This window comes from Pseudomonas sp. 05L36 (assembly GCF_056398125.1).
Genome location: NZ_JBFTOU010000024.1, coordinates 26445 through 52894, shown reverse-complemented (window position 1 = coordinate 52894; position 26450 = coordinate 26445). Strand labels below are relative to the sequence as shown.

The 26450-nt window shown below is 59.6% G+C and carries 23 protein-coding genes and 4 tRNA genes; 12 read left to right on the top strand and 15 right to left on the bottom strand.

What is annotated here, in order from left to right; genetic code table 11:
- The first annotated feature begins 111 nt into the window (after nt 1-111).
- The 5 genes from clpB (at nt 112) to AC1DKH_RS23145 (ending at nt 3483) form a co-directional block, all read left to right on the top strand.
- A complete protein-coding gene (gene clpB, locus AC1DKH_RS23165) occupies nt 112-2676 on the top strand; it encodes an ATP-dependent chaperone ClpB (RefSeq protein ID WP_008052094.1) in 2565 nt (854 codons plus the stop codon).
- 392 nt (nt 2677-3068) lie between these two features.
- Nucleotides 3069-3144: transfer RNA gene (locus tag AC1DKH_RS23160), tRNA-Asn, on the top strand.
- A 9-nt stretch (nt 3145-3153) separates the two neighbouring features.
- Nucleotides 3154-3230 (top strand) — tRNA-Pro (locus AC1DKH_RS23155).
- A 5-nt stretch (nt 3231-3235) separates the two neighbouring features.
- Nucleotides 3236-3311 (top strand) — tRNA-Lys (locus AC1DKH_RS23150).
- A gap of 95 nt (nt 3312-3406) precedes the next feature.
- Nucleotides 3407-3483: transfer RNA gene (locus AC1DKH_RS23145), tRNA-Pro, on the top strand.
- Between the two features lie 160 nt (nt 3484-3643).
- Here the strand turns inward: AC1DKH_RS23145 and AC1DKH_RS23140 are convergent.
- From AC1DKH_RS23140 to AC1DKH_RS23130, 3 genes are all read right to left on the bottom strand, one after another.
- Nucleotides 3644-4942 (bottom strand): NAD(P)/FAD-dependent oxidoreductase, encoded by a 1299-nt coding sequence (locus AC1DKH_RS23140; RefSeq protein ID WP_223454827.1) that lies wholly within the window; start codon nt 4940-4942, stop codon nt 3644-3646.
- A gap of 60 nt (nt 4943-5002) precedes the next feature.
- On the bottom strand, nt 5003-5176 hold the full coding sequence (locus tag AC1DKH_RS23135) for a DUF3094 domain-containing protein (RefSeq protein ID WP_007970531.1): 174 nt from the start codon (nt 5174-5176) through the stop codon (nt 5003-5005).
- A 104-nt stretch (nt 5177-5280) separates the two neighbouring features.
- Nucleotides 5281-5907 carry a DUF1780 domain-containing protein gene (locus AC1DKH_RS23130; RefSeq protein ID WP_007970534.1) on the bottom strand — a complete coding sequence of 209 codons (627 nt, stop codon included), beginning with the start codon at nt 5905-5907 and terminating at the stop codon, nt 5281-5283.
- A 219-nt stretch (nt 5908-6126) separates the two neighbouring features.
- Here AC1DKH_RS23130 and AC1DKH_RS23125 point away from each other — a divergent pair, with 219 nt between their 5' ends.
- Genes AC1DKH_RS23125 through AC1DKH_RS23115 form a run of 3 tightly spaced genes read left to right on the top strand, consistent with a single transcriptional unit; the run spans nt 6127 to nt 9979 of the window.
- Nucleotides 6127-7470, top strand: coding sequence for an aromatic acid/H+ symport family MFS transporter (locus AC1DKH_RS23125; protein ID WP_477799415.1), 1344 nt, complete (start codon nt 6127-6129; stop codon nt 7468-7470).
- A 3-nt stretch (nt 7471-7473) separates the two neighbouring features.
- Nucleotides 7474-8694 (top strand): benzoate/H(+) symporter BenE family transporter, encoded by a 1221-nt coding sequence (locus tag AC1DKH_RS23120; protein ID WP_477799414.1) that lies wholly within the window; start codon nt 7474-7476, stop codon nt 8692-8694.
- 16 nt (nt 8695-8710) lie between these two features.
- Nucleotides 8711-9979, top strand: coding sequence for an OprD family porin (locus AC1DKH_RS23115; RefSeq protein ID WP_477799413.1), 1269 nt, complete (start codon nt 8711-8713; stop codon nt 9977-9979).
- 9 nt (nt 9980-9988) lie between these two features.
- Here AC1DKH_RS23115 and AC1DKH_RS23110 read toward each other — a convergent pair whose 3' ends face one another.
- Nucleotides 9989-10231: a DUF2790 domain-containing protein gene (locus AC1DKH_RS23110; protein ID WP_057713259.1), complete on the bottom strand. Its 243-nt coding sequence runs from the start codon at nt 10229-10231 to the stop codon at nt 9989-9991.
- 121 nt (nt 10232-10352) lie between these two features.
- On the opposite strand from AC1DKH_RS23110, the gene AC1DKH_RS23105 reads away from it, so the two are divergent.
- Nucleotides 10353-11285, top strand: a complete 933-nt coding sequence (locus AC1DKH_RS23105) for a LysR family transcriptional regulator (protein WP_477799412.1) — start codon at nt 10353-10355, stop codon at nt 11283-11285.
- Nucleotides 11286-11356: 71 nt separating this feature from the next.
- Nucleotides 11357-12046: an energy-coupling factor ABC transporter permease gene (locus AC1DKH_RS23100; protein WP_477753717.1), complete on the top strand. Its 690-nt coding sequence runs from the start codon at nt 11357-11359 to the stop codon at nt 12044-12046.
- A gap of 35 nt (nt 12047-12081) precedes the next feature.
- Here the strand turns inward: AC1DKH_RS23100 and yacG are convergent, their stop codons facing one another.
- From yacG to AC1DKH_RS23080, 4 genes are read right to left on the bottom strand one after another with little or no spacing between them, the layout of a single operon-like run.
- Nucleotides 12082-12282, bottom strand: a complete 201-nt coding sequence (gene yacG / locus AC1DKH_RS23095; RefSeq protein WP_007970539.1) for a DNA gyrase inhibitor YacG — start codon at nt 12280-12282, stop codon at nt 12082-12084.
- The gene (gene coaE / locus AC1DKH_RS23090; protein WP_477759968.1) at nt 12279-12902 is read right to left on the bottom strand and encodes a dephospho-CoA kinase; all 624 of its coding nucleotides are present in this window, start codon (nt 12900-12902) and stop codon (nt 12279-12281) included. The genes yacG and coaE overlap by 4 nt, the downstream gene beginning before the upstream one ends.
- The gene (locus AC1DKH_RS23085; protein WP_477799411.1) at nt 12899-13771 is read right to left on the bottom strand and encodes a prepilin peptidase; all 873 of its coding nucleotides are present in this window, start codon (nt 13769-13771) and stop codon (nt 12899-12901) included. Before AC1DKH_RS23085 ends, coaE begins: the two co-directional genes overlap by 4 nt.
- 1 nt (nt 13772) lies before the next feature.
- A complete protein-coding gene (locus AC1DKH_RS23080; RefSeq protein WP_477764633.1) occupies nt 13773-14990 on the bottom strand; it encodes a type II secretion system F family protein in 1218 nt (405 codons plus the stop codon).
- A 227-nt stretch (nt 14991-15217) separates the two neighbouring features.
- Here AC1DKH_RS23080 and AC1DKH_RS23075 point away from each other — a divergent pair, with 227 nt between their 5' ends.
- Both AC1DKH_RS23075 and AC1DKH_RS23070 read left to right on the top strand, forming a co-directional pair.
- Nucleotides 15218-15640 (top strand): pilin, encoded by a 423-nt coding sequence (locus AC1DKH_RS23075; protein ID WP_477799410.1) that lies wholly within the window; start codon nt 15218-15220, stop codon nt 15638-15640.
- A gap of 300 nt (nt 15641-15940) precedes the next feature.
- A complete protein-coding gene (locus AC1DKH_RS23070; protein ID WP_477756239.1) occupies nt 15941-16297 on the top strand; it encodes a BON domain-containing protein in 357 nt (118 codons plus the stop codon).
- A gap of 197 nt (nt 16298-16494) precedes the next feature.
- On the opposite strand, the gene AC1DKH_RS23065 is transcribed toward AC1DKH_RS23070, so the two are convergent.
- The 7 genes from AC1DKH_RS23065 to panD form a co-directional block, all read right to left on the bottom strand.
- Nucleotides 16495-16791, bottom strand: a complete 297-nt coding sequence (locus AC1DKH_RS23065; RefSeq protein WP_477799409.1) for a DUF2845 domain-containing protein — start codon at nt 16789-16791, stop codon at nt 16495-16497.
- A complete protein-coding gene (locus tag AC1DKH_RS23060; protein ID WP_477799408.1) occupies nt 16791-19748 on the bottom strand; it encodes a DUF748 domain-containing protein in 2958 nt (985 codons plus the stop codon). The genes AC1DKH_RS23065 and AC1DKH_RS23060 overlap by 1 nt, the downstream gene beginning before the upstream one ends.
- A gap of 93 nt (nt 19749-19841) precedes the next feature.
- Nucleotides 19842-20858, bottom strand: a complete 1017-nt coding sequence (locus AC1DKH_RS23055; RefSeq protein ID WP_477764629.1) for a class I SAM-dependent rRNA methyltransferase — start codon at nt 20856-20858, stop codon at nt 19842-19844.
- Nucleotides 20859-20999: 141 nt separating this feature from the next.
- Nucleotides 21000-21866, bottom strand: coding sequence for an oxygenase MpaB family protein (locus AC1DKH_RS23050; protein WP_477756077.1), 867 nt, complete (start codon nt 21864-21866; stop codon nt 21000-21002).
- A 116-nt stretch (nt 21867-21982) separates the two neighbouring features.
- Nucleotides 21983-23920 carry an acetate--CoA ligase gene (acs, locus tag AC1DKH_RS23045; protein WP_477799407.1) on the bottom strand — a complete coding sequence of 646 codons (1938 nt, stop codon included), beginning with the start codon at nt 23918-23920 and terminating at the stop codon, nt 21983-21985.
- Between the two features lie 198 nt (nt 23921-24118).
- Complete coding sequence (pgi, locus tag AC1DKH_RS23040) at nt 24119-25783, bottom strand: glucose-6-phosphate isomerase (protein ID WP_477764626.1); 1665 nt, start codon at nt 25781-25783, stop codon at nt 24119-24121.
- A gap of 224 nt (nt 25784-26007) precedes the next feature.
- A complete protein-coding gene (gene panD, locus AC1DKH_RS23035; protein WP_003228271.1) occupies nt 26008-26388 on the bottom strand; it encodes an aspartate 1-decarboxylase in 381 nt (126 codons plus the stop codon).
- Between the last annotated feature and the right edge of the window lie 62 nt (nt 26389-26450).

The window sequence follows — 26450 nt, the reverse complement described above, 5'->3', positions numbered from 1 at the left end:
ACGTCACGACGCTTGAAACTCCCAGAATCGACCACATCTATTGTGCTATCTGGCAGGTTTCTTCATTCAGGATGTTTTATAGGTCCGGCCTGCTCAAAAGGAAGGTGACCCATGCGTATAGACCGTTTAACCAGCAAATTGCAGTTAGCGTTGTCCGATGCCCAATCCCTGGCTGTCGGCCACGATCATCCGGCCATTGAACCGGCGCACTTGATGCAAGCCTTGCTCGAACAGCAGGGCGGCTCGATCAAACCCCTGCTGATGCAGGTGGGCTTCGACGTCAACAGCCTGCGTAAAGAGTTGACCAAAGAGCTCGACCAGCTACCGAAAATCCAGAACCCGACCGGCGACGTGAACATGTCGCAGGATCTGGCGCGCCTGCTCAATCAGGCCGATCGTCTGGCCCAGCAGAAGGGCGACCAGTTCATCTCCAGCGAACTGGTGCTGCTCGCCGCCATGGACGAGAACAGCAAGCTCGGAAAACTGTTGCTCGGTCAGGGTGTGAGCAAGAAAGCCCTGGAGAACGCAATCAACAACCTGCGTGGTGGTGAGGCGGTCAACGACCCGAACCACGAAGAGGCGCGCCAGGCCCTGGATAAATACACCGTCGACCTGACCAAGCGCGCCGAAGACGGCAAACTCGATCCGGTGATCGGCCGTGACGATGAAATTCGCCGGACCATCCAGGTGCTGCAACGTCGGACCAAGAACAACCCGGTGCTGATCGGTGAGCCTGGCGTGGGTAAGACCGCCATCGCCGAAGGCCTGGCCCAGCGCATCATCAACGGCGAAGTGCCGGACGGCCTCAAGGGTAAGCGCCTGCTGTCCCTGGACATGGGGGCGCTGATCGCTGGTGCCAAGTATCGCGGCGAGTTCGAAGAGCGCCTCAAAGCATTGCTCAATGAACTGTCGAAGCAGGAAGGGCAGATCATTCTGTTCATCGACGAGCTGCATACCATGGTCGGTGCCGGTAAAGGCGAAGGCTCGATGGATGCGGGCAACATGCTCAAGCCGGCCCTGGCCCGTGGTGAGCTGCACTGCGTGGGCGCCACCACGCTCAACGAGTACCGCCAATACATAGAGAAGGACGCCGCTCTCGAGCGACGTTTCCAGAAAGTGCTGGTGGACGAGCCGAGCGAAGAAGACACCATCGCCATCCTGCGTGGCCTCAAGGAGCGTTATGAGGTTCACCACAAGGTGGCGATTACCGACGGCGCGATCATAGCCGCGGCCAAGCTCAGCCATCGCTACATCACGGACCGGCAGTTGCCGGACAAGGCCATCGACCTGATCGATGAAGCCGCCAGCCGCATCCGCATGGAGATCGACTCCAAGCCGGAAGTGCTGGACCGTCTGGAGCGTCGCCTGATTCAGCTGAAGGTGGAATCCCAGGCGCTGAAGAAAGAAAGCGACGACGCGGCGAAGAAGCGTCTGGAAAAATTGCAGGAAGAAATCGCTCGGCATGAGCGTGAGTACTCGGATCTGGAAGAAATCTGGAACTCGGAGAAAGCCGAGGTTCAGGGGTCGGCGCAGATCCAGCAGAAAATCGAACAGTCCCGTCAGGAACTGGAAGCAGCCCGCCGTAAAGGCGACCTGAACCGCATGGCCGAGTTGCAGTACGGGGTGATCCCGGATCTGGAACGCAGCCTGCAAATGGTCGACCAGCATGGCAAAGCCGAAAACCAGTTGCTGCGCAGCAAGGTGACTGAAGAGGAGATCGCCGAAGTCGTTTCGAAGTGGACCGGTATTCCGGTGTCGAAGATGCTCGAAGGCGAGCGCGAAAAGCTGATGAAAATGGAAAGCCTGTTGCACCAGCGTGTGATCGGCCAGGACGAAGCGGTGGTTGCGGTTTCCAACGCTGTGCGGCGTTCCCGCGCCGGGTTGTCCGACCCGAATCGCCCGAGTGGCTCGTTCATGTTCCTCGGCCCGACCGGTGTCGGTAAAACCGAGCTGTGCAAGGCGCTGGCCGAGTTCCTCTTTGATACTGAAGAGGCGATGGTGCGGATCGACATGTCCGAGTTCATGGAGAAACATTCCGTGGCTCGCTTGATCGGTGCGCCACCAGGCTACGTGGGCTACGAAGAGGGCGGTTACCTGACCGAGGCCGTGCGTCGCAAGCCGTATTCGGTGATCCTGATGGACGAGGTCGAGAAGGCGCACCCGGATGTGTTCAACATCCTGCTGCAAGTGCTCGAAGACGGTCGCCTGACTGACAGCCATGGCCGCACGGTGGATTTCAAGAACACCGTGATTGTCATGACCTCCAACCTGGGGTCGGTGCAGATCCAGGAACTGGTCGGTGATCGTGAGGCGCAGCGTGCAGCGGTGATGGACGCGATTTCCAGCCACTTCCGGCCGGAGTTCATCAACCGGGTCGACGAAGTGGTGATCTTCGAGCCCTTGGCGCGGGATCAGATCGCCGGCATTACCGAGATCCAGTTGGGTCGTCTGCGCAGCCGTCTGACCGAGCGGGAGCTGAAGCTTGAGCTCAGCCCTGAAGCCATGGACAAGCTGATCGCGGTCGGTTACGACCCGGTGTATGGCGCACGGCCGCTCAAGCGCGCTATCCAGCGCTGGATCGAGAACCCGCTGGCGCAGCTGATCCTGTCCGGTCGATTCATGCCGGGCGATACCGCTCACGGTGTGGTGGAAAACGACGAAATCGTCTTTGTCTGATCCGCTACCACACCTGTAGGAGCGAGCTCGCTCGCGAAGGTCGTTAACGATAACGCGGGTTGGCTGGCTCAACGCGGCGCTCGTGAATTCTTCGCGAGCAAGCTCGCTCCTACAACTGGCCTCGCATTGCGAGGCCTTTTTTTCGTTAGGCTGTTGAACTCAAAGGAAAAGGCTTGTAAAGTGCGCCCCGCAGTAAGTCACCCGCCAGGGTTTCCGCTCCCCAAGCAGGAATCCAAAATAAGTTGCAAATCATTAACTTGAAAGCAATTTAGGGGGTTGACAGAGGTGCTGAAGATTGTAGAATAGCGCGCCTCAGACACACGAACGCAGCGATGCGGACGGGTCGAAGAGAACGCTGTAAAGCTTCAAAGTTGTAAATTGAAATGTGTAGTTCCGTGATAGCTCAGTCGGTAGAGCAAATGACTGTTAATCATTGGGTCCCAGGTTCGAGTCCTGGTCACGGAGCCAATTTCAAACCGGGGTATAGCGCAGTCCGGTAGCGCGCCTGCTTTGGGAGCAGGATGTCAGGAGTTCGAATCCCCTTACCCCGACCATTTTTGGGTCGTTAGCTCAGTTGGTAGAGCAGTTGGCTTTTAACCAATTGGTCGTAGGTTCGAATCCCACACGACCCACCATTTTTGAAACCAGTTAGCGCTGGAATCGAATCTTAAGATCAGAGGCCAAAAGCGCTGATCGAAGAAGGCGCCTTTCAAAGGTGCCTTTTTTTTACCGGGGTATAGCGCAGTCCGGTAGCGCGCCTGCTTTGGGAGCAGGATGTCAGGAGTTCGAATCCCCTTACCCCGACCATATTAAAAATCCTCGTATCGAAAGATACGGGGATTTTTTTTGTTTCGGTTTTTTGTGGGGGCCATGAGAAGCTTCGCTGGCAAGCCAGCTCCTACAAGATTGATGCGGTCCTGTAGGAGCTGGCTTGCCAGCGAAGAGGCCCTGTCAGGCGTCGAGGATCTTAATGCAGCTTCAAGCGAGGCTCAGTCCCGCGCCCGATCTTGCTGCCCAGCATCAGCATTGCCGTGCGGAACGGCCCGTACAGCGCCATCTGGTGCATGCGGTACAGCGACACGTAGAACATCCGCGCCAGCCAGCCCTCGAGCATCACGCTGCCGGTGAGGTTACCCATCAGGTTACCCACAGCCGAAAAACGCGACAGTGAGATCAGCGAGCCGTAGTCGGTGTACTTGTACTCCGGCAGCGCCTTGCCTTCGATGCGCAGTTTCAGCGATTTGGCCAGCAACGAAGCCTGTTGGTGAGCGGCCTGGGCACGTGGCGGCACATTGCGGTCGCTGCCCGGTTGCGGGCAGGCGGCGCAGTCACCGAAGGCGAAGATGTTCTCGTCACGGGTGGTCTGCAGGGTCGGCAGCACTTGCAGCTGATTGATGCGGTTGGTTTCCAGGCCATCGATGTCCTTGAGGAAACCCGGTGCGCGAATCCCCGCCGCCCAGACCTTCAGGCTAGCGTTGATCACTTTGCCGTCGGCGGTGATCAGGCTGTCGGCCGTCACTTCGCTGACCGCAGCATTGGTCATGACGTTGACCCCGAGTTTCTCCAGGGTTTTATGCACAGGCCCGCCGATGCGCTCCGGCAGCGCGGGTAATACCCGTGGCCCGGCTTCGATCAAGGTGATGTGCATGTTTTCCGGTTTGATCCGGTCCAGGCCATAGGCTGCCAATTCATGGGCGGCGTTGTGCAGTTCGGCGGCCAGCTCGACTCCGGTGGCACCGGCGCCGACGATGGCCACGCTGATTTGCTCGATCGTGTCGGTCTGACCGGCGTGAGCGCGCAAATAGTGATTGAGCAATTGCTGGTGGAAGCGCTCGGCCTGTTTGCGGGTGTCGAGGAACAGGCAGTGTTGCGCCGCGCCCTGGGTGCCGAAATCGTTGGTGGTACTGCCGACTGAGATCACCAGCGAGTCGTAAGGCACTTCGCGGGCCGGCACCAGCTCCACACCAGCTTCGTCATAGGTGGCGGCCAGCTGGATTTTTTTCTTCGCGCGATCGAGCCCGCTCATGCGCCCCAGCTGGAACTCGAAGTGGTTCCATTTGGCCTGGGCGACATAGTTGAGTTCATCTTCGGAAGAGTTCAGGGAACCGGCCGCCACTTCGTGCAACAACGGTTTCCAGATGTGGGTCAGGTTCGCGTCGACCAGCATCACGCTGGCTGTGCCGCGCTTGCCCAGAGTCTTACCCAGACGGGTAGCCAACTCCAGACCGCCGGCGCCGCCGCCGACAATGACAATACGATGGGACATGGGGATAACTCGCAAGGCTAAAGGAAATCGGTGCAATTACCCGAGCGAGCGCGAGGCTGCTCATAGCGTCAGGTAACTGATAAGTCGGCTCAACAAGCCCAGACCAATGGTCACTGCCAAGACCAGTACAAGGAGCATCCACGGCCGGAAAGGCCGGCGCTCGACTTGGTGCTGGGACAACTGCAGGTACTCTTCGACATGCTTTTGGTCGTCGGGGTTCAGGCGGCTGGTCATATCGGGCCTCGTCAGGGGTAGACGTTGCTGAATGTGTAGAAGCTACAGGGAAAATATTCAGCTGTGAACGCAGCTTAGCTGCTGACCGGAGAAAGGCTCGAGGCTCACAGACTGATCCCGACATCAAAAACAATGCTGCGCCCCAGGTTGCTGCGCAAGAAGTCCGGCGCATCCGGGTGAGCGAACAGCACGCGGGCGAATGTCGGCCCAACCAATGACAGCGAACGCCAGCCCTGTCGCAGGTATTCGGTCGGCGGCGGAAAATGGCTGTTGAGGTCCAGCACTTCGCGTTTGAGGCTGGCGAAGGCAATGATGTCCAGCTCACCCAGATCCATGCCGCGCTCTTTGTAGTTGTGCGCTTTTTTGCGCAAAGTCGGCGCCAATCGCAGCAAGAACTCGTTGGCGGGGATACGTCGTGGCTTGGCCTCGCGGCGCACCAGTTGACTCAGGGAAAACGCGCTACGTCGGCGCTGCAGTTCGTCGCGCCATTCATCGTTGAGGCGCCGGCCCTCGTCGAGCACGAAGAACACCTCGAAACTGGCATCGCGAAACAACACATCAGGCGGCTCCCCGGCGGGGGCGAATTCATCGGCACGATAGGGAATGTTCAAGCCTTGCAGCAGGCGCTGGCAAACCCAACGCTCACGCTCCCATTTGCGGGCATTGGACAGAAATGCGTTGGCTTGCTCGGCCGCGATGGTCAGCAGGCGTAAATAATCTGAGTCATCCATAGGCCCAAGCTTAGCGTTCAAATGTGATCGCAAAGAAGACAATTTATCGGAGAGGCTCAATGCCTTCCGTTCCCATGCCCGTTCCAGGGCCCTGCACAAAACGGATAGTGATCTGCGCTCACTGGCTATTGCCACGTATCGGGCGGCTCTACCCTCGGCTGTACGGACGTAAGCCGTGTTACCGCCGCTCTAAAAAAACAACAACAAGAGATATATGCCATGCGCAAGATCGACGTACATGAGGTTATCGACAACGCTCGCTTCAACCGCTTTCACTGGATGGTGCTGTTCTGGTGTGCCCTGATCATCATCTTCGACGGTTACGATCTGGTGATCTACGGCGTGGTCTTGCCGATGCTGATGAAAGAGTGGGGGCTCAGTCCTCTGCAAGCGGGTGCACTGGGTAGCTATGCACTGTTCGGCATGATGTTCGGCGCGCTGTTCTTCGGACCGCTGTCGGACAGGATCGGCCGCAAGAAAGCCATCACGATCTGCGTGATGCTCTTCAGTGGTTTCACCGTGCTCAACGGATTCGCCCGCAACCCCACGGAGTTCGGACTGTGTCGCTTCATTGCCGGGCTTGGCATTGGCGGCGTGATGCCTAATGTCGTGGCGCTGATGAACGAGTACGCGCCGAAAAAAATCCGCAGCACGTTGGTCGCGATCATGTTCAGCGGTTACTCGGTGGGCGGCATGCTGTCCGCCGGGCTGGGCATTGTGCTGATCCCGAGTTTTGGATGGCAGTCGGTGTTTTACGTGGCGATCCTGCCGTTGCTGTTGTTGCCGCTGATCATGTATTTCCTGCCCGAATCGGTGGGCTTCATGTTGCGTCAGGGGCGTAATGAACGGGCGCGCAATATTCTCCAGCGGATTGATCCGGCCTACGTCGCGCAAACGTCCGATCAATTGCACATGGCCGAAGTGAAAGGCACGGGCACCCCGGTGTTGCAGTTGTTCCATGAAGGCCGTGCGCTGCGCACGTTGATGCTGTGGCTGGCGTTTTTCTGCTGTCTGTTGATGGTGTACGCGCTGAGTTCCTGGCTGCCGAAACTGATGGCCAACGCCGGTTACAGCCTGGGTTCGAGCCTGTCGTTCCTGCTGGTGTTGAACTTCGGGGCGATTTTCGGCGCGGTCGGTGGCGGGGTGCTGGGCGACAAACTCAATCTGCCGCGGGTGCTGGCGGTGTTTTTCGCCTTGGCGGCGGTGTCGATCACGCTGTTGGGCTTCAACAGCCCGATGCCGGTGTTGTACCTGCTGATCGCCATTGCGGGTGCCACCACCATTGGCTCGCAGATTCTTTTGTACGCCTGCGCCGCGCAGTTTTATTCCATGACGATTCGTTCAACCGGTCTGGGCTGGGCGTCGGGCATTGGGCGCAACGGGGCCATCGTCGGTCCGCTGCTGGGCGGCGCCTTGCTCGGGATCAGCTTGCCCCTGCAACTGAACTTCATGGCGTTTGCCTTGCCCGGTGCGGTGGCAGCCCTGGCCATGACCGTGTTCGCCATCAGCAGCCAACGTAGCGCTGCTGGCGTCAACCCAGCATTGTCAGCGACCGGTGCCTGAATCATGAAAGCGTTTTTCCAGGACTTCTCGTTGTCAGCCACCGTGGCTGGATTCATTGCCACGGTGATTTCCTATGCCGGCCCGTTGGTGATCATCTTTCAGGCGGCAGAAGCGGCTCATCTTTCGCGGGAAGTGTTGTCGTCCTGGATCTGGGCGATCTCCATTGGCAGCGCCGTGCTCGGTATCGGTTTGAGCCTGCGCTACCGCGTTCCGGTGATCATCGCCTGGTCGGCGCCGGGCTCGGCGTTGCTGGTGACGCTGTTGCCGGAAATTTCCATGGCAGAGGCGGTGGGGGCTTATCTGGTCAGCAGCCTGATCATTTTCGCGGTTGGCCTCTCGGGCGCTTTCGACCGGATCATCAGCAAGCTGCCCGCAGCCATCGCGGCGGCGATGCTGGCGGGGATCCTGTTCAGTTTCGGCACCGGGTTGTTTGTGTCGATGCAGCACAAACCGTTGCTGGTCCTGGCGATGTTTGCCTGCTACCTGATCTGCAAGCGGGTGATGCCGCGTTATGCGGTGATGATGGTGCTGCTGGTGGGGTGTTCGATCGCCGCGTTCAGCGGTGATTTGCATCGTGAAGCGCTGGTGATCGGCCTGGCTACGCCGGTGTGGATTACGCCCGAGTTCAGCCTGGGCGCGATCCTGAACATCGCCTTGCCGCTGGTGATGGTGGCGCTGACCGGTCAGTTCGTGCCCGGCATGGCGGTGCTGCGCGCCAGTGGATATCCAACGCCGGCGAGCCCGATCATCGCCAGTAGCGCGCTGGGCACGGCATTGCTGGCGCCGTTTGGTTGCCATGGACTGAATCTGGCGGCGATCACCGCGGCGATCTGCACCGGTCGAGAATCCCACGAAGAACCTCGCAAACGCTACGTGGCCGGGGTCGTCGGCGGCCTGTGCTACCTGCTGTTGGGGATCTTTGGCGCCACGCTGGTCTCGCTGTTTTCAGCGTTCCCCAAAGAGTTGATTGCGGCGCTGGCCGGGCTGGCCTTGTTCGCCGCCATTGCCGGTGCGTTGACGGGAGCGATGGCGGTGCCGAGCGATCGTGAAGCCGCGCTGGTGACCTTTCTGGTCACGGCTTCGGGCATGTCGTTGTTCGGTTTGTCCGCGGCGTTCTGGGGGCTGATTTTCGGCATGGTCACCCATGTGCTGTTGAGCGCCCGTCGTCCCGTTCTCCCTCGCAAATCCACTGCAACTGAAGTCCTTCAATCAGTCGATCAATAACAATAAGAGAAAAACGATGAAACAGATTCTCCCAACAACCGGTTCGGCGTTGTCCCTGGCTGTCGTCTCGAGTTTTTCCACGGGTGCGATGGCCGCTGAAAAAGGCTTTGTCGAAGACACCACCGCGACGTTGCAGGCGCGCAATTACTACTTCAGCCGCGACTATTCCGACATCGTTGGCGCCAACCAGCAATCGAAGGCTGAAGAGTGGGCCCAGGGTTTCATCCTCAACGTGAAGTCCGGATACACCCAGGGCACCGTCGGGTTTGGGGTGGACGTCATCGGCTTGCTCGGCCTCAAGCTCGACAGCGCTCCGGACCGGACCAATACCGGTTTGCTGCCGGTGCAGGGCGACGGCCGCGCGGCGGATAACTACAGCCGCCTGGAAGGCGCGTTGAAGATGCGCTACTCCAAAACCGAGCTGAAAGTCGGTGAGCTGCAACCCAATCTGCCGGTGTTGGCATTCAGCGATATTCGCCTGTTGCCGCCGAGTTATCAGGGCGCAAGCATCACTTCCAACGAGATCAATGGCCTGACGCTACAGGGTGGCCACTTGAGTTCAACCAGCCTGCGCAACGAGGCTGGCGACGAAAAGATGCAAGCCATGCTCGGTCATGTGCCGCAGCGCCAGGTCAGCAGTGACGGTTTCAATTTTGCTGGCGCTGATTATGTCTTCAACGACAAGCGCAGCTCGGTCAGCGCCTGGTACGGGCAACTGGAAGACATCTATAACCAGCGCTTCCTGGGCCTCAAGCACAGCGAGCCGGTGGGCAACTGGATCCTCGGCGCCAACCTCGGTTACTACGATTCGCGCGAGGACGGCAAGAAACTGCTGGGCAACATCGACAACCAGGCGTTCTTCTCGTTGCTGTCGGCCAAGCGTGGCGGCCATACGTTTTACGTCGGCTATCAGGGCATGTTCGGTGACAGTGCATTTCCACGGGTGTTTGCCAACATCTCGCCGCTGGGCAACGAAGTGCCGACCTACGAGTTCGCTTTCACCGATGAACGTTCCTGGCAGGCGCGCTACGACTACGATTTCGCGGCGCTCGGCGTACCGGGGCTGACCAGTACCGTGCGCTACATCAGCGGCAACAATGTCGATACCGGCAAGGGCTTTGAAGGCAAGGATCGCGAGCGTGACCTGGACATCGGCTATGTGTTGCAGAGCGGCAGTCTCAAAGGCCTAGGCATCCGTGTGCGCAACGCGATGGCGCGTTCAAACTACCGCAGTGATATCGACGAGAACCGCTTGATCCTCAGCTACACGTGGACCTTGCTGTGAGCCTGGTGATCACAGATTGCTGGTGCAATCACCCATGACGTTATAGGTCACGCGGTGGGTCTGGCCCTGATGATCGACATACTCCATGGTCGCCGGTACAACCCCGCACGCGGTCGCCGTGTCGGACACAGAAACCACCTTGGCGATGTCCAGTGGCTGCGCCGGGTTGTACAGGACCGCGAGGGGCTCGTTGTCGGCGGCCATGGCCGAGGTGGCGATGACGGTCAGCAACAGGCTGATCAACGTTTTCATGTTGGCGTGCTCCGTGTCGGTTCTGATGTCTGAATTTTAGTCTTTGCCACCGACGGATAAAGGGGCGAACGGCGGATGCAGCCTTACATAAAACGTAACAGTCATCACCCGAGGGGGACTTATGGATGTGCTTAACAACTTGCGCGTGTTCATCCGGGTGGTGGACTGCGCCAGTTTCACCGGGGCTGCCGATGCGCTGGATCTGTCGACCGCGCAGGTATCCCGATTGGTGGCGGATCTGGAGGAACATGTACAGGCGCGTCTGCTGCAACGCACCACGCGGCGCTTGAGCCTGACCGACGCCGGCGAGCGCTTCCTGCCGCGCAGCCGGCAAATCGTCGAAGCCATGGATGAGGCGACGGCCGAGGCCCGTGGCGCTCATATCAATCCGGCCGGACGCCTGCGGGTGCACAGCATGAACGGCCTGGGTGTGCTGCTCACGCCGTTGATCGCCCGCTACAGCGAGCTTTATCCCGATGTGGTGTTCGAGCTGACCTTGTCGCAGCGCAATCCCGATCCGCTGGAGGAGGGGCACGATGTGGTGATTTCGATCGCTCCGGAACTTGCCGACTCGCAAATGGTTGCGCAGGCCATCGGGCAAATCTACAGCGTGCCCTGTGCCTCCCCGGCTTACTTGCAACGCCGGGGCGTGCCGCAGCAGCCGTTGGCGCTGAACGATCATCAATGCCTGCGCATGCTCGACCCGCTGTACAGCGATCAATGGCTGTTCCAGGACGAGCACGGCGAGCACGCCGTCAGCCCGGCCAAGACCTTTCAGTGCAATGTTGCCGAGTCGATGGTCAAGGCTTCGGAGGCGGGCATGGGCATCAGCCTGCTGCCGTTCTACACCGCGACGCGGCCCTTGAGCGACGGCACTTTGCTGCGCGTGTTACCGGCATGGCGCCTGCGCGAACGCAATGTTTATGCGCTGTATCCTTCGCGACGCTTTCTCGATGCCAAGGTCCGCACCTGGGTGGACTTTCTCAAGTCTGAGCTACCGAAGCTGTTCGCCGAACATGATGCGGTGATGAACGATCCACGGCATTGGGCTTGAAGTCGAAGGGCAGGCGAGCGGCGGTGTAGACTGAGTGTCGGTTGTTCTTCGCCTGGGAGGCGCGCGTAGCCATGATCGGTGCAGAGTTGCTGTCATCGCAAACCCTTGCGGTCGGCTGGCTGATCTATGTGCCGGTGTTGATCTGGGCGATCTGTCGCGCGCCGTGGGTTGAACTGTTTACCGACAGCCGTCGTCAGCATCTGCTGTTTGGAACGGTGTTTGCGCTGTTTCTGTTGTGGCTGGTGCGGCGCGACTTTGATACCGGTGTGTCTTACCACTTCATCGGCATGACAGCGGTGACCCTGCTGCTGGACTGGCCGCTGGCGCTGGTCGGCGGGTTGGTTGCGCAAACGGGGCTGGTGTTGCTCGGCCGACAGGACCTGGCGGCGGTCGGGGTCAATGGCGCGCTGTTGATTGCGCTGCCGGTGCTGGTCACCGAGTGCTGCGCCATTCTGGTGGAGCGTGCGCAGCCACGAAATCCCTTCGTGTATATCTTCGTTTCCGGATTCTTTGCCGCCGCGCTGTCGGCGTTGCTGTGCCTGCTGCTGGCGCTGTGGTTGTTATGGTTCAACGAGCGTTTTGCCATGCCGTACTGGCTGGAAGATTTTGTCGGATATCTGTGGCTGATTATTTTTCCCGAAGCGTTTATCAACGGCATGATCGTCAGTGCGCTGGTGGTGTTCTGCCCGGAATGGCTGGAGACGTTCAACCGCACACGCTACCTCTCGGCTCCCTGGAAGGACGACGATCCCAAGTCCTGATCCGCATCAAGACCTGGAATCGCCCAGTCGATGGATCAGTGGCGCGGGTCGAAGTCGCCGCTGAACATCTCGTCCTCGGCATCGGGAGCCACTGGAATCTTGTGTTCTTCGGACGCCCAGGCGCCCAGGTCGATCAGTTTGCAGCGGTCGGAGCAGAATGGCCGGAATTTGCTCTCGGCGGTCCATTCCACGGGGGCGCCACAGGTTGGGCATTCGACGGTTGTTGGTTGGCTCATGACTGGCCTCCACGCAAAGAAAGATAAAAGTGATGCAGGCGTTCGACCTCGCTGTGCAGCCAGGCAAGGTCGCGGTCATTGACCACGACGTCGTCGGCATGGCTCACGCGATCCTGGCGGCTGGACTGGGCCTTGAGGATCGCCTGGACTTGCTGCTCGCTGGTCTGGTCACGTTGCAGGGTACGTTCGATCTGCAATTGTTCGGGGGCATCGATCACCAGCACCCGTTGGGTCATGGCGTATTGCCCGGACTCGATCAGCAGCGGCGAAACCAGAATCGCATAAGGCGATTTTGCCAGCGCCAGGTGGTGAGCGATCTCCTCGCCGATCAGCGGATGCAGGAGGGCCTCCAGCCAGCGGCGTTCTTCAGGCACTTCGAAGATCAATTTGCGTAGCGCTGCGCGGTCCAGTTGCCCGTCGGTTTGCAACACGCTTGGGCCGAAGTGCCCGGCGATTTGTGCCAGTGCCGGGCGGCCAGGTTCAACTACCCAGCGAGCGGCATGATCGGCGTCGACCACATGCACGCCCAGATCGATGAAGTGTTGGGCGGCCGCACTTTTACCGCTGCCGATACCGCCGGTCAGGCCGAGAATCCAGGGTTTTTCCACAGGGCTATTCATTTCAAACCGACAAACTGCCAATAGAGGTCGGTTATTTGACCACCCCAGAGCAACGCAATCCAGCCGGCAATGGCCAGATAGGGACCGAAAGGGATCGGCGTCGAGGTTTTTGCATTGCGCCAGCGCAGCAGCATCAGCCCGATAATGGCACCCACCAGCGAGGACAGCAGGATGGTCAGCGGCAAAATCTGCCAGCCACCCCAGGCGCCCAGCATCGCCAGCAGCTTGAAATCTCCGTAGCCCATGCCGTCCTTGCCCGTGATCAGCTTGAACAGCCAGAACACCGACCACAGCACGCAGTAGCCGGCTATCGCACCCCAAAGCGCCTCGTGCAACGACACGAACAGGCCGAAACTGTTGACGATCAACCCCAGCCACATCAACGGCAGCACCAGTACGTCCGGCAATATCTGATGTTCGGCGTCGATCAGGCTCATCGCCAGCAAGCCCCAGCTCAGGAACAGCACCAGGGCGGCCGGCCAACCGAAGCCGAAGTGCCAGGCAACAAACGCCGACAAAAGGCCACAGGCCAGTTCGGTCAACGGATAGCGCGGGCTGATCGCCGCCGCACAGGCTGAACAGCGGCCGCGCAAAAACACATAACTGAGCAGCGGGATGTTTTCCCAGGTGCGGATTCGGTGACCGCAGTGTGGGCACTGGGAATGGGGCAGCAACAGGTTGTAGGTCGGCAGCGGCGTTTCGCCAGGCAGCCCGAGAATGTCATGGGCCTGCTCACGCCAGTCGCGTTCGAGCATTTTCGGCAGGCGCCAGATCACGACATTGAGGAAACTGCCGACCAGCAGGCCGGTGATGCCTGCGAGAAGGACAAAGGCCAGCGGAGAGTGAATCAGGATTTCATTCAAGGGCATGTCAGATCGCTGAGCCAAGTTGGAAGATGGGCAAGTACATGGCAACTACCAGTCCACCGACGATAACACCCAGCACCACCATGATGAACGGCTCCATCAGGCTGGTGAGGTTATCGACCATGTTATCGACGTTGTCTTCGTAGAATCCCGCGACTTTGTCGAGCATAGCGTCCAGGGTGCCAGACTCTTCGCCGATGGCAGTCATTTGTATCGCCATGTTCGGGAAGACGCCGCAGGTACGCATGGCGAAATTCAATTGCATGCCGGTCGAGATGTCCTGCCGGATGCGCAATACCGCGCGCTTGAACACGCTATTGCCGGTCGCACCGGCCACTGATTCCAGGGCCTCCACCAGCGGCACGCCGGCAGCGAAAGTGGTCGACAGTGTACGGGCGAACCGGGCCACGGCGGACTTGTGCATCAGGGTGCCCACCAGCGGCAGTTTCAGCAGCCAGGTGTCCATCCGGTCACGGAAGACCGGGGATGTCTTGAGGGCGTGGCGCACGCCGAAGGCCATAGTAGTCAGCGTGCCAAGGACCATCCACCACCAGGCCTGCATGAACTGCGACAGGCCAATGACCATCACGGTGAAGGCCGGCAGTTCGGCGCCAAAGCCCTTGAACACCGACTCGAACTGCGGCACGACATTGACCAGCAGAATCCCGGTGACAATCGCCGCGACGAACACCACTACCAGCGGGTAGGTCATGGCTTTCCTGATCCTGGCCTTGAGGCTTTCGCTTTTTTCCTTGTAGGTCGCGACCCGCTCCAAAAGGGTGTCGAGGGCACCGGCCTGCTCGCCGGCATCCACCAGGTTGCAATACAGCTCATCGAAATAGCGGGGCTTCTTGCGCAGGGCGGCGGCGAAGCTGCTGCCTGCCGCGACTTCCTGTTTCAGTTCGTCCACCAGCTTGCGCATGGCCGGATTGTCGAAGCCCTCGCCGATGATGTCGAACGACTGCAGCAACGGCACCCCGGCCTTCATCATCGTCGCCATTTGCCGGGTGAACAGGGCAATGTCCTGGGCCTTGATGCGCTTGCCCATGTTGAACACCGAATGGTTTTTCTTGCGAACCTTGCCGGGACTGATGCCTTGTTTGCGCAGCTTCGCCTTGATCAGCGCCGGGTTTTGAGCGCTGAGTTCGCCGGTCACTTTTGTGCCTTTGCGGTCGATGCCTTCCCATGCATACACGCTGATTTTCGCTGCCTTGACCGCCATGTTCAGTCCTGGGTATTCCGATTGAATTGCTCTTATAGCCTAGTCAAGGGACGGGGCCAAACCCGCAAGGGTAAGGTGACAAAAAACGTCAGATAGTGCTGATCCAGGTAGTAGGTAAGGGCTTTGCGGCCACCACGCCCCCTGCCAACAGGGGCTTCTCGCCTTGGCACAGGCTGTGCTGCCATGGGGCAGGTCATGAGCCTTCGACTCATGCATGGAGCTTGTACATGAACAATCAGAAAGGTTTTACCCTGATCGAGTTGCTTGTCGTGGTGGCGATCATCGGGATCCTGGCAACACTGGGCCTGCCGATGTATTCCAAGTACCAGGCCCGGGCCAAGGTCACGGCGGCGCTGGCCGAACTGACTGCAATGAAGGTGCCGTTCGAGGATGTGATCAGCCAGGGGGAAACCCCGACAATTGCCAACGTGGCGCCCGCCGGTGCGACATCGACCAGCCACTGCACCCTGTCTGTGACGGCTACAACACCGGAGGGGGCGGGATCAATCGTATGTACGTTGAACAATGCCCCAGGCGTGGTCCAGGGCAAAACCGTCACCCTGACACGGGACGAAACCAAAGGCTGGTCATGTAAGAGCAGCGTTTCCCCGGATTACTTGCCTAAAGGGTGTTCCGGGTCTGCGGCATGAAGTGCTGAATCAATTCCCCGCTTTTGCGGGGTTTTTCCTGTTTGTCGACCCGTCGTCAAATGCCGCAGATAAAGCTCAGAAATTTCAGCATCTTAGGAACTTTCCGTAAACCCGCAACTTGCATGCAGTGTTTGTGCTTCTCGTGCATTTTGCATGATTTCGAAAATTGGCTGATGTTATAACTTATTGATTAATAAGGTTTTTTTCTCTATTTCAAAGTTGGCACAGCGTTCGCAATATCCTTGGTAACCCTGCCGACAAGACACCCGGCAGACTTTCCGAAAAACAGGAGTTACTCGTATGAAGAAGTTCGCTATCGCTGCCGCTACTGCCACCGCGCTGACCCTGACCATGGCAAACGCGGCATTCGCCCAGACCACTCAAGCCACCCAGGCTCCAATGACCTTGGCGGCGGGTGAAATGACCAAGGCTACAGAAGCTACTTCCGATACCTGGATCACCACTAAAGTCAAAGCCGACCTGATGACCGAAAAAGGCATTCCAGGTAGCGACATCAAGGTTGAAACCAACAAAGGCGTGGTATCGCTGTCATCGACCACCGCCGTGACCGATTCGCAAAAAGAAATGGCTGTGGCTATCACCAAGAAAATCAAAGGCGTCAAGGCGGTCTCCGCTGACGGCCTGAAAGCCGAGTAAGGCAAGGCTTCTCGCCTGGATCGGGAGAAGGTGCGACAGACGGGCCCAGTTATACGTCTGTTGCAACCTGAGTGTTCATGCGAAGGGCCATAAGGATGCGGCCGCCACAGGCCCCGCGCATTTTTGCCGGGGCCTGTTCTATGTGTAATGCTGAAAATCAATTTGTAGGAGCGAGTTCACATGAATTGGGGGTGGGGTCAGTTTCCGCGTTTGCTGGTGATCTGTTTCAGCCGATTACCTTCGAACCGCAAGTATTGATACATCCCTCCATTCGGTCCGTAGGTCCATTCCTCGACCTGAAACTCCTCGCGCCGATCTGCACTGCGTTTGTAACCCAACAATTCGCGACTGACCGGTTCACCGCATTTCTGCAGAACTTCGCTGGAGCGATCGCCGATGCTGATCAATTGGCTGCCACAGCGCAGGGTATCGGCCGCCCAGGCCTGACTGGCGGATAGCACCAGAACCAGGCCTGCCAGCAGCCACCGAACCATCACTCGGCGTCCAGATGCATCGGTGTTACCACGCGGCCGTCACTTTCTGCCTCGCCCAGATTGGCGTCGATGAAATACACCCGGGTATCCTCCAGTTTGGCCTTGTCGACCAGGTAATCCTTGATGCTGCTGGCGCGTTCCTGGCCCAGTTGACGCAACAGCACGTCACTGGAGCTCCAGAACTTGATCACCTCGGCACGCATTTTCGTGGTGCGCTCTTCCTTGCCCAGATCCTTCCATTCGGCGGGGGGCTGGGTTTTCAGGCGGGTGCGGTAGATACCTTCGAGCAGCGGGCCTTTTTCCCCGTCTGGCACTTCCAGCAACGAAGCCTGGGCCGGGACCTTGTCGCCGCGGCGCTGGAGCATTTTGTAGTAGTTGTACTGGTACTCACGCTCCAGGCGTTGTTCGGCGATCAGTGGGCCATCGGCGCTCTGGGCGGCGGTGCCTTCGATTTCCAGGCGCAGGGCCGGGCGTTCCTTGAGCGCCTTGGACAGTTTGTCCAAAGCGCCTTCGGCGTCCTTGCCCAAGTCGCTGGAACCCGCTGCGAAGGAAACACTACCCAGGTCTTCCGCGCCACTTCCGTTGACCAGCCCGCCAATGAGCTTGAACGGCGCCGCCGCGGCTTTGACGATCAGGTTGCGCAGGGTCTGCCAGATAATCGGCATGACGCTGAACTGAGGGTTGTTCAGGTCGCCGCTGACCGGCAGTTCGATGGAGATCTTGCCGTCGACGTCCTTGAGCAAGGCTATCGCCAGTTTCAGCGGCAGGCTCACGGCATCCGGGCTGTCGACTTTTTCCCCCAGTTGCAGTTGTTCAACCACCACTTTGTTTTCAGCTTTGAGCTGGCCCTTGGTGATCTGATAGTGCAGGTCGAGATTGAGCCGGCCCTTGCGGATACGGTAGCCGGCGAACTTGCCGGAGTAGGGCGTCAGCGTGGTCAGTTCCACGCGTTTGAAGCTGGTGGCGATGTCGAGACTGGCCATCGGGTCGAACGGATTGACCGAGCCCTTGATGGTCACTGGCGCGTAGCGATCGACCTTGCCCTTGACGTCGACACTGGCCGGTTTCGGCTGGCGGCTGTCGATGGTGCCGATCTGCCCGTTGAGTTGCTGAATGGCGGTGGCGAAGTTCGGGGTCAGGCTGAAGTCGGCAAAGTTGGCCGAACCGTCATTGATGAAAATGCCGCCGATGTGGATGCCCAACGGTTTTTCGTTGCTGGCGGGTTTGCTTGCCGCTGGTTTTGCCCCGGAGTCTGCCGGTTGCGGAATCAGCAGGTCATCGATGTTGGTGGTGCGATCATCGTTGATCATGAAGCGCGCATAGGGCTGGAACAGGTTGATCTTGTCGATCGACAGGCTGTCCCCATGCTGATAGTTCAGGCCTTCGACCACGACCTGTTGCCACTTGAGGAAGTCGCGGGTTTTCAGGGTGTCCAGGGTATGCAACTGATCGACCTGGGCGCGGCCTGTGACGTTGAAGGCCAGGGGCTCGGTGCTTTTCAGGTCGACCGCCAGATCGCTGGCGAGCATGCCGCTGCGCAGCTCCAGGCGAATGAACGGCGTGATGTAGGACTGGGCAACACGCAGGTCGATGTCCCTGGTCTGGACCTTTAGTCTGGCGCTGACCGGGGCCAGGTTGACCTCGCCGTCGGCCATGATCTTGCCTTGCTTGCCCACGCCGGTATCGAGCTTGAGGGTAAAGGGTGGGCCGTTGAGGCTGTCGAAGTTTTGCAGGTCGAGGTTCAGCGGGCTCAGATCCAGGGCGACGGCAGGTTGTGCCTTGCGGTCGGCCAGATGCACCTGGTAATCGCGCAACTGCACATCCTTGAGCAACACCTGCCAGGGTTTGCCTGGGGCGGCCGGTTCGGGCTTCGGTGAGTCTGCCGCCGCCGGAGTGCTGGCTGGTTCGGCATCCGCCTTGGCTTTGGCGGTGGGTTTTGACGGTTGGCTGGCGAACAGTTTCTGCCAGTCGAGTTGGCCGTCCGGTTCCAGAGCGGCCCAGGTTTCCAGTTTGTGGCTGCGGATCTTGCCGACCACCACTTGCTGTTTGGCCAGGTCCACGGTGGTTTCGCTGACGTCCAGGCGCTCGAGCTTCACCAGCGGCCGGCCATCCGGGGCCTTGATCGCGAAGGGTGCAATGTTGACCGCTACATTGCTCAGCAGCAGCTCGGTTTCCTTGGCCAGGCTGAATTTGTAGTCGGTACTGATGCTCATGATGCCGTTTTCGAGGTCCAGTGGCACGGCGTCGCGCACATAGGGCCAAAAGGCCTTCATTTTGCCATCGGTGATTTTCAGCTTACCTTCGGAAGCGATCGGGATCAGGCTGAAGTTGCCGGTCCAGTCGATTTGTCCGCCATTGGGGCCGACGGCCACCAAGGTCATGTCGGCGCTGTCATCGGGCAGAGTGCTGAGGTTCTTCAGCTCGAAATCGAGTGTGTCGTAGAGAAACTCGATGGGCTCGCTGGGCCGGGCATCTTCAAAGTGCACGGCGCCGCCGGCCAGCTTGATCCGCTCGATGCGCAGCGGAAACGGCTTGGCATCCGGGTTGGCGGGTGTGGGTTCGCTCGCTGGCAGTTTGAACAGCCCCAGCAGATTGAGTTTGCCGTCCTTGCTGAACAGGATTTCGGTCTTGGGCTTGTCCAGTTCGACATCGGACAGGTGCACCGCCTTGGTCCACAGGCTGTCGAGTTGCAGATTGGCGTACAGACGTTCGAAACCGACCTGCTCCTTGCCGGGCTCGCCGATATTCAAGCCCCAAAGGGTCAGTTCAAGGCTGAACGGATTGAATTCGATCCGCTGGATCGTGGCCGGTGTGGTGGCGTAGTTGGCCAGTTGCTGGTTGGCAACGCGCAGCGCCACACCCGGTAAAATCAGAAAGCCCAGCAAGCTGTAGAGGGCCAGAGCAGTCAACAAGGCACCAATGGCGCGAATCAATCCTTTGTACATGTGTGGCTTCATCTGTCTGGATCGGAGTGCCTTGGAGTATGGCACGCGTTTCCGGTTCCCAAGTGATCGCCCTGTTCAGTAAGTTTCAGATTTCTCCCACAGCAATCAGAGCTGCAGGATCAGGGTTTTCAGCGGTGGTTGCTGATCCATCGACGGGAAGTCGGCGCCTGGCGTCATCACGCTCCACTCACGCACCGGCCGCCCGGCCTTCTCTGCACAACGCAAAACCTGCTCGCGCCAGTCGTCCATGCTGACTTTTGCCAGGTTGTTGCAGCAGATCAGCACGCCGTTGTCGGCGGTGGTCAGCAGGGCGGGTTTGAGCAGGCTCTGGTAGTCGCGCAGCAGGTCGACGGTGCCGAATGCGCTCTTGGCCCAGGCCGGTGGATCCAGCAGTACCAGATCGTACTGGCGCTGTTCCAGGCGCTGATAGCTCGGCAGTTTTTGCCCGCGGCGCTGGCTGATCGGCAGGCCGGCCAGTTGGCGAATGGCCGGGAAGTAGTCGGACTGGATAAATTCCATGGTTGGCAACTGCGGGTTGAGTTGACCGTTCTCTCGGCCGACCGCCAGGTTGCCTTCGGCGAAGTCCAGGTTGCACACCTCGCGCGCGCCGCCGGCGGCAGCACTGAGGCCGACACCACAGGTGTAGGCGAACAGGTTCAGCACGCTTTTGTTTTTGCTGTGGTCCTTGACCCAGCCACGGGTGTTGCGCAGGTCGAGGAACAGCAGCGGGTCTTGTCCGGCATGGCGACCCCGCACCCGATAGTTCAGGCCCCATTCGTGGCCGACCAGGTCCTGCAGGGCGGCTTCGTCGGCGCGGTAGACGATGTCTTCGCGATCGATGCGCGAGTTGCCACGGGAGCGGTCGTTGTAGACCAGCAGGGTGTCATAACCCAGGTGCTGATTGATCGTTTCGTGCAGTTGCAGCAGCGTTTCGCGCTCCAGCGCCTGGTGGAAACTTTGCACCAGCAATTGCGGGCCGTAGCGGTCGATGGTCAGGCCACCGGCGCCTTCCTGGCTGCCGTGGAACAGGCGATAGCAATCGGTGCCTTGCTGGTGCAGTTCGGCGAGCAGGTCCTGGCGTTGATCGAGGGCGGCGCGCAGCGCCTGATTCAAGGAAGACATGCTGGGCGCCTTGCAGGAGGAAATTGGGCGCGGGAGTTTAACAGTTTGGAGCACAACCTGTAGGAGCTGGCTTGCCAGCGAAGGCCGCAACATGGCTTATCTGACAATCCGCGTTATCGTTCATCGCTGGCAAGCCAGCTCCTACAGGCCCATCCGTCGTTTAGCCCGCTGCACCGACCCATTGCGCACCGCCCATCGCAGCATCGGCGCACTGTGATTGACGCTGGCGCGGATCAGCTTGCGTTGCAGTGGATTCTGGCTGACGCCGAGCATGGCACTGGCCCAGTCCGGCAGCAGATCGATCCCGGCCTGCATCATCAAACCGCCAAACGGCTTGGCCAGGCGACTGGGGGAGGGGGCGTTCAGCAACAGGCGCAGGACTTCGCGACTGCGTTCGTCGCATAGCAACTGTGGACGTATGTGCTCGAGGTAGTCGGCAATTTCCTGCCGAGAACGGGGCACATTCCGGGCCCCGAGTCGTTCGGCGACCAAGGCGATTTCTGCGTAATAGCGATCCTGATCGGCCGGTGAAAGATGCGGGTTGCGATAGCGTAAATGCGCAGCGAGGAAGTTGCTGACTTCCGCCACATGCACCCATGTCAGCAAATCGGGATCGCTGGCGGCGTAGGGGCGTCCATCGGGCGCAGTGCCGGTAATCTGCAGATGGATGGTGCGGACCTTCTCGATCAACCAGTCGGCGTCCTGTCGCGAACCGAACGTAGTGCCGGAGATGAACTGCCCGGTGCGGCGCAAGCGGCCGAGCATGTCTTCACGAAAGTTCGAATGGTCCCAGACCCCGGCCAATGCCAGCGGGTGCAGGGCTTGCAGCATCAGGGCGCTGACGCCGCCGATCAGCATGCTGCTGAAATCACCATGGACTTGCCAGCTCACCGAGTCTGGCCCGAACAGCCCCGGGTCGCCCTTGGGGTTTTCCAGGTCGAGTTTGCCCAGGGACAAACCGCTCAGGCTCATGATCTGGGTTTCGATGCGGGTGCGGATGAATTCCATGGCCACTCTGTAGGAGCGAGCTTGCTCGCGATGGTCGTTAACGGTAACGCGTTTCTCCTGAATACACGCGGCGCGCTTGAGTTCATCGCGAGCAAGCTCGCTCCTACAAAGGCACGTCATTGATTCAGGCGTTTATCGATCAAGCCTTGTACCACGCTTGGATCGGCCAGGGTCGAAGTGTCGCCCAGGTTGTCGAGTTCGTTGCAGGCGATCTTGCGCAGAATGCGCCGCATGATCTTGCCTGAGCGGGTTTTCGGCAAGGCTGGTGCCCACTGGATCAAGTCCGGCTTGGCGAAACTGCCGATTTCCTGGCTGACGAGGGCCAGCAATTCTTTCTTCAGTTCATCGTTGGTTTCGACGCCGTTCATGGGCGTGACGAAGACGTATATGCCCTGGCCCTTGATGTCGTGGGGGTAACCGACCGCAGCGGCCTCGGCGATGCTCTCGTGCAGCACCAGGGCGCTTTCCACTTCGGCGGTGCCGATACGGTGGCCGGACACGTTGATCACATCGTCGATGCGCCCGGTGATCCAGTAATCACCATCCTCATCGCGCCGTGCGCCGTCGCCGGTGAAGTAGTAGCCGGGGTAGGGTTTGAAATAGGTGTCGACCATGCGCTGCGGGTCGCGATAAACGCTGCGGATCTGCGCCGGCCAGCTGGACTTTATGGCCAGTACGCCGCTGCCGGCGCCTTTGATTTCCTTGCCCTGCTCGTCGAGCAATACCGGCTGCACGCCGAACATCGGTTGTGTCGCGCAACCGGGTTTGATCCGCTGTGCACTGACCAGCGGGCTGAGCATGATGCCGCCGGTTTCGGTCTGCCACCAGGTATCGACGATCGGGCAGCGCTCTTCGCCGACCTCATGGAAGTACCATTCCCAAGCTTCCGGGTTGATCGGCTCGCCGACCGTGCCGAGTAGCCTGATACTCGCGCGGGATGTTTGCTTCAACGGTTCGGGGCCTTCGCGCATCAGTGCGCGCAGGGCCGTCGGGGCGGTATAGAAAATGTTCACCTTGTGCTTGTCGATCACCTGCCAGAAGCGCGAAGTACTCGGGTAGCTCGGCACGCCTTCGAAGATCAGCGTGGTCGCGCCGTTGGCCAGCGGGCCGTAGACGATGTAGCTGTGGCCAGTGACCCAGCCGACATCGGCAGTGCACCAGAAGACTTCGCCATCGCGGTAGTCCAGTACGTACTTGAAGGTCATCGCTGCTTGCAGCAGGTAGCCACCGGTGGTGTGCAGCACGCCTTTGGGTTTGCCGGTGCTGCCGGAGGTGTAGAGGATGAACAGCGGGTCTTCGGCGTCCATCGGCTCGGGTGGGCAATCGGCGCTGGCTTCGCTCAGGGCCTGCTGATACTTGATGTCCCGTCGTTCGACCCAGTTCACCTGCCCCTTGGTGCGCTCGACCACCAGCACGGTGCTCACGTCCGGGCAGCTTTGCAGCGCCTTGTCGACGTTCTGTTTCAGCGGTACGAATTTGCCACCACGCACGCCTTCATCGGCGGTGATGACGGTGCGGCAGTCGGCGTCGAGAATGCGGTCACGCAACGATTCCGGGGAGAAGCCGCCGAACACCACCGAGTGCACCGCGCCGATGCGGGTACAGGCCAACATGGCGTAGGCCGCCTCGGGAATCATCGGCATGTAGATGCACACGCGGTCGCCTTTTTTCACGCCACGGCTTTTCAGCACATTGGCCAGGCGGCAGACGTTTTCATGCAGTTTCTTGTAGGTGATCGATGTCGAGTCGGCAGGGTCGTCGCCCTCCCAGATGATGGCGACCTGATCGCCGCGTTTCTCCAGGTGCCGGTCGATGCAGTTGTAGCTGACGTTCAATTGCGCGCCGGCAAACCAGCTGGCTTCACCGGTTTTCAGGTTGTAGCGCTGGACGGTTTCCCAAGGCGCGCTCCAGTCGAGAAAACGCGTGGCCTGTTCGGCCCAGAACGTACTGGGGTGTTCAACGGATTCGCGGTACAGGCGCTGATAGTCGTCTTGACTCAATTGTGCAGCCCGGCGGACGGCATCGGCTTTGGGGAACGTGCTGATATCGAACATGACGGTTCCTTATTCTTGTTTTGCGACAAAGATAAAGATGCGCCGAGAGGTCAATTGGTTCAAGAGGGGAGCTGTGCGACCCTCGTAGGAGCTGGCTTGCCAGCGAAAGCGATGTGTCAGTCGACATAAGCGTTGAATGACGCGCAGCCTTCGCTGGCAAGCCAGCTCCTACAGGGGGGGCTTGTTGCCTCTGTCAAATCACCCGCGATGACGACCACGGAAGTAATTGATCAGCCCTTGGGTCGAGGCGTCCTCGGCCGGGGTTTCTTCGCTGCCGACCAGGCGGTTGTAGACGCCTTTGCCCAGCTCTTTGCCCAGCTCCACACCCCACTGGTCGAATGCATTGATGCCCCAGATCACGCTTTGCACGAAGACTTTGTGTTCGTACATCGCCACCAGAGCGCCGAGGCGACGCGGGCTGATGCGTTCGACCACCAGGGTGTTGCTCGGACGGTTGCCCGGGATCACCTTGTGCGGCGCGAGTTTGTGCACCTCGGTTTCACTCATGCCTTTGTCGCGCAGCTCGTTTTCGGCCTCGCCAAGGGTCTTGCCGAGCATCAGCGCCTGGCTCTGCGACAGGCAGTTGGCGTACAGCCACTGGTGGTGGTCGGACACCGGGTTGAAGCTGACGATCGGCACGATGAAGTCGGCCGGGATCAGCTGCGTGCCCTGGTGCAGCAACTGGTGATAGGCATGCTGACCGTTGCAACCCACGCCGCCCCAGATCACCGGCCCGGTGTCGGTGGACACTGGCTTGCCGTCCTGGCGCACGCTCTTGCCGTTGGATTCCATGTCCAGCTGTTGCAGGTGCTTGGTGATGTTACGCAGGTAATGGTCGTACGGCAGGATCGCGTGGCTTTGCGCGCCCCAGAAGTTGCCGTACCACACGCCGAGCAGGGCCAGCAGCACTGGCATGTTCTGTTCGAACGGCGCGCTCTGGAAGTGCTGGTCCATGGTGTAGGCACCGGACAGCAACTCCTTGAAGTTGGACATGCCGATGGCCAGGGCAATCGGCAAACCGATGGCCGACCACAGCGAGTAACGCCCGCCGACCCAGTCCCACATCGGGAAGATGTTCTCTTCACGGATGCCGAACGCTACCGCGGCGGCGTTGTTGCTCGATACCGCGATGAAGTGGCGATACAGCTCGGCTTCCGAACCACCCTGGGCCAGGTACCAGGCACGGGCAGCCTGGGCGTTCTTCAGGGTTTCGAGGGTGTTGAAGGATTTCGACGAGACGATGAACAGTGTGGTCTCGGCGCGCAGCTTCATGGTCAGTTCGTGGAACTCGCTGCCGTCGATGTTCGCCAGGTAATGGCAACGCACGCCTTTCTGGGCGTAGGACAGCAGCGCTTCGGACACCAGCTCAGGGCCGAGGAACGAGCCGCCGATGCCGATGTTCACCACGTCGGTGATCGGCTTCTCGGTGTAACCGCGCCACAGACCATCGTGGATACGGCCGACGAGGTCGGTGATCTGGTTCAGCACCTTGTGCACTTCGGGCATCACGTTGACGCCGTTGACCGACAGCTTGTCGCCAACCGGGCGGCGCAGGGCCGTGTGCAGGGCCGGACGGCCTTCGGAAGAGTTGACGATTTCGCCGTCGAACAGCGATTTGATCGCGCCCTTGAGGTCGACTTCGTTGGCCAGGCCCACCAGCAGATTGCGGGTCTCGGCGTTGATCAGGTTTTTCGAATAGTCGAGAAACAGGCCGCAGCTACTGAGGGTGAATTGAGTAAAACGCTGCGGATCGGCATTGAAGGCTTCGCGCATGCTGAAATCCTGCATGGCTTGGCGGTGGTCATTCAACGCTTGCCAGGCAGGCAGAGCGGTAACGTCGTGAGGAGTGCGGTAATACGCCATCGCTGCGGGTTTCCTTATTACTTGAACGGCCTTTTGAACACTAAAAATCCCGGAGCGCTATGGATGGGCGTTCCGGTCAACTGCGTCGACACGATTTCATGGCGCAGGGCGGATACAGTAAACCCCGCGCAATGATCTGTCTTGACTTTGTCTGACCTGTTTCCGGTACTTTTTTAACACCAAAGTTAGGAACGGTCCGACAAACGGAAGAGACAGGACTCGGATCAGGCGACCTGGACCGGAATGGCGTTGCTGGTGTGGCTCAATTCATTGCCCGGTGCCATGTAGAGCATGCGCGGTTTGAAGTTGAGCAGTTCGGCTTCGCTGTAATGAGCGTAAGCGCAGATGATCACGCGATCGCCGACCTTGGCCTTGTGCGCCGCGGCGCCATTGACCGAGATCATGCGCGAGCCTTCTTCACCACGGATGGCGTAGGTGGTGAAGCGCTCGCCGTTGTCGACGTTGTAGATCTGGATCTGTTCGTACTCGCGGATGCCGGACAGGTCCAGCCATTCACCGTCGATGGCGCAGGAGCCTTCGTAATCGAGTACAGCGTGGGTGACTTCGGCGCGATGCAGCTTGGCTTTGAGCATGATGGCGTGCATGAGTGTTTCCCAGGTCGGAATCGAACGGCGGGCAGCGCCCACAGGCGCGTAGGCGCTGCCGC

Coding starts and splice junctions, on each gene's coding strand:
- AC1DKH_RS23100 (WP_477753717.1), top strand. CDS start 11,357: ATGATCGGTGCAGAGTTGCTGTCATCGCAAACCCTTGCGGTCGGCTGG.
- AC1DKH_RS23055 (WP_477764629.1), bottom strand. CDS start 20,858: ATGTCTTCCTTGAATCAGGCGCTGCGCGCCGCCCTCGATCAACGCCAG.
- AC1DKH_RS23110 (WP_057713259.1), bottom strand. CDS start 10,231: ATGAAAACGTTGATCAGCCTGTTGCTGACCGTCATCGCCACCTCGGCC.
- coaE (WP_477759968.1), bottom strand. CDS start 12,902: ATGAATAGCCCTGTGGAAAAACCCTGGATTCTCGGCCTGACCGGCGGT.
- AC1DKH_RS23125 (WP_477799415.1), top strand. CDS start 6,127: ATGCGCAAGATCGACGTACATGAGGTTATCGACAACGCTCGCTTCAAC.
- AC1DKH_RS23080 (WP_477764633.1), bottom strand. CDS start 14,990: ATGGCGGTCAAGGCAGCGAAAATCAGCGTGTATGCATGGGAAGGCATC.
- yacG (WP_007970539.1), bottom strand. CDS start 12,282: ATGAGCCAACCAACAACCGTCGAATGCCCAACCTGTGGCGCCCCCGTG.
- AC1DKH_RS23065 (WP_477799409.1), bottom strand. CDS start 16,791: ATGGTTCGGTGGCTGCTGGCAGGCCTGGTTCTGGTGCTATCCGCCAGT.
- AC1DKH_RS23060 (WP_477799408.1), bottom strand. CDS start 19,748: ATGAAGCCACACATGTACAAAGGATTGATTCGCGCCATTGGTGCCTTG.
- pgi (WP_477764626.1), bottom strand. CDS start 25,783: ATGGCGTATTACCGCACTCCTCACGACGTTACCGCTCTGCCTGCCTGG.
- AC1DKH_RS23135 (WP_007970531.1), bottom strand. CDS start 5,176: ATGACCAGCCGCCTGAACCCCGACGACCAAAAGCATGTCGAAGAGTAC.
- panD (WP_003228271.1), bottom strand. CDS start 26,388: ATGCACGCCATCATGCTCAAAGCCAAGCTGCATCGCGCCGAAGTCACC.
- acs (WP_477799407.1), bottom strand. CDS start 23,920: ATGTTCGATATCAGCACGTTCCCCAAAGCCGATGCCGTCCGCCGGGCT.
- AC1DKH_RS23120 (WP_477799414.1), top strand. CDS start 7,474: ATGAAAGCGTTTTTCCAGGACTTCTCGTTGTCAGCCACCGTGGCTGGA.
- AC1DKH_RS23075 (WP_477799410.1), top strand. CDS start 15,218: ATGAACAATCAGAAAGGTTTTACCCTGATCGAGTTGCTTGTCGTGGTG.
- clpB (WP_008052094.1), top strand. CDS start 112: ATGCGTATAGACCGTTTAACCAGCAAATTGCAGTTAGCGTTGTCCGAT.
- AC1DKH_RS23105 (WP_477799412.1), top strand. CDS start 10,353: ATGGATGTGCTTAACAACTTGCGCGTGTTCATCCGGGTGGTGGACTGC.
- AC1DKH_RS23130 (WP_007970534.1), bottom strand. CDS start 5,907: ATGGATGACTCAGATTATTTACGCCTGCTGACCATCGCGGCCGAGCAA.
- AC1DKH_RS23115 (WP_477799413.1), top strand. CDS start 8,711: ATGAAACAGATTCTCCCAACAACCGGTTCGGCGTTGTCCCTGGCTGTC.
- AC1DKH_RS23050 (WP_477756077.1), bottom strand. CDS start 21,866: ATGGAATTCATCCGCACCCGCATCGAAACCCAGATCATGAGCCTGAGC.
- AC1DKH_RS23140 (WP_223454827.1), bottom strand. CDS start 4,942: ATGTCCCATCGTATTGTCATTGTCGGCGGCGGCGCCGGCGGTCTGGAG.
- AC1DKH_RS23070 (WP_477756239.1), top strand. CDS start 15,941: ATGAAGAAGTTCGCTATCGCTGCCGCTACTGCCACCGCGCTGACCCTG.
- AC1DKH_RS23085 (WP_477799411.1), bottom strand. CDS start 13,771: ATGCCCTTGAATGAAATCCTGATTCACTCTCCGCTGGCCTTTGTCCTT.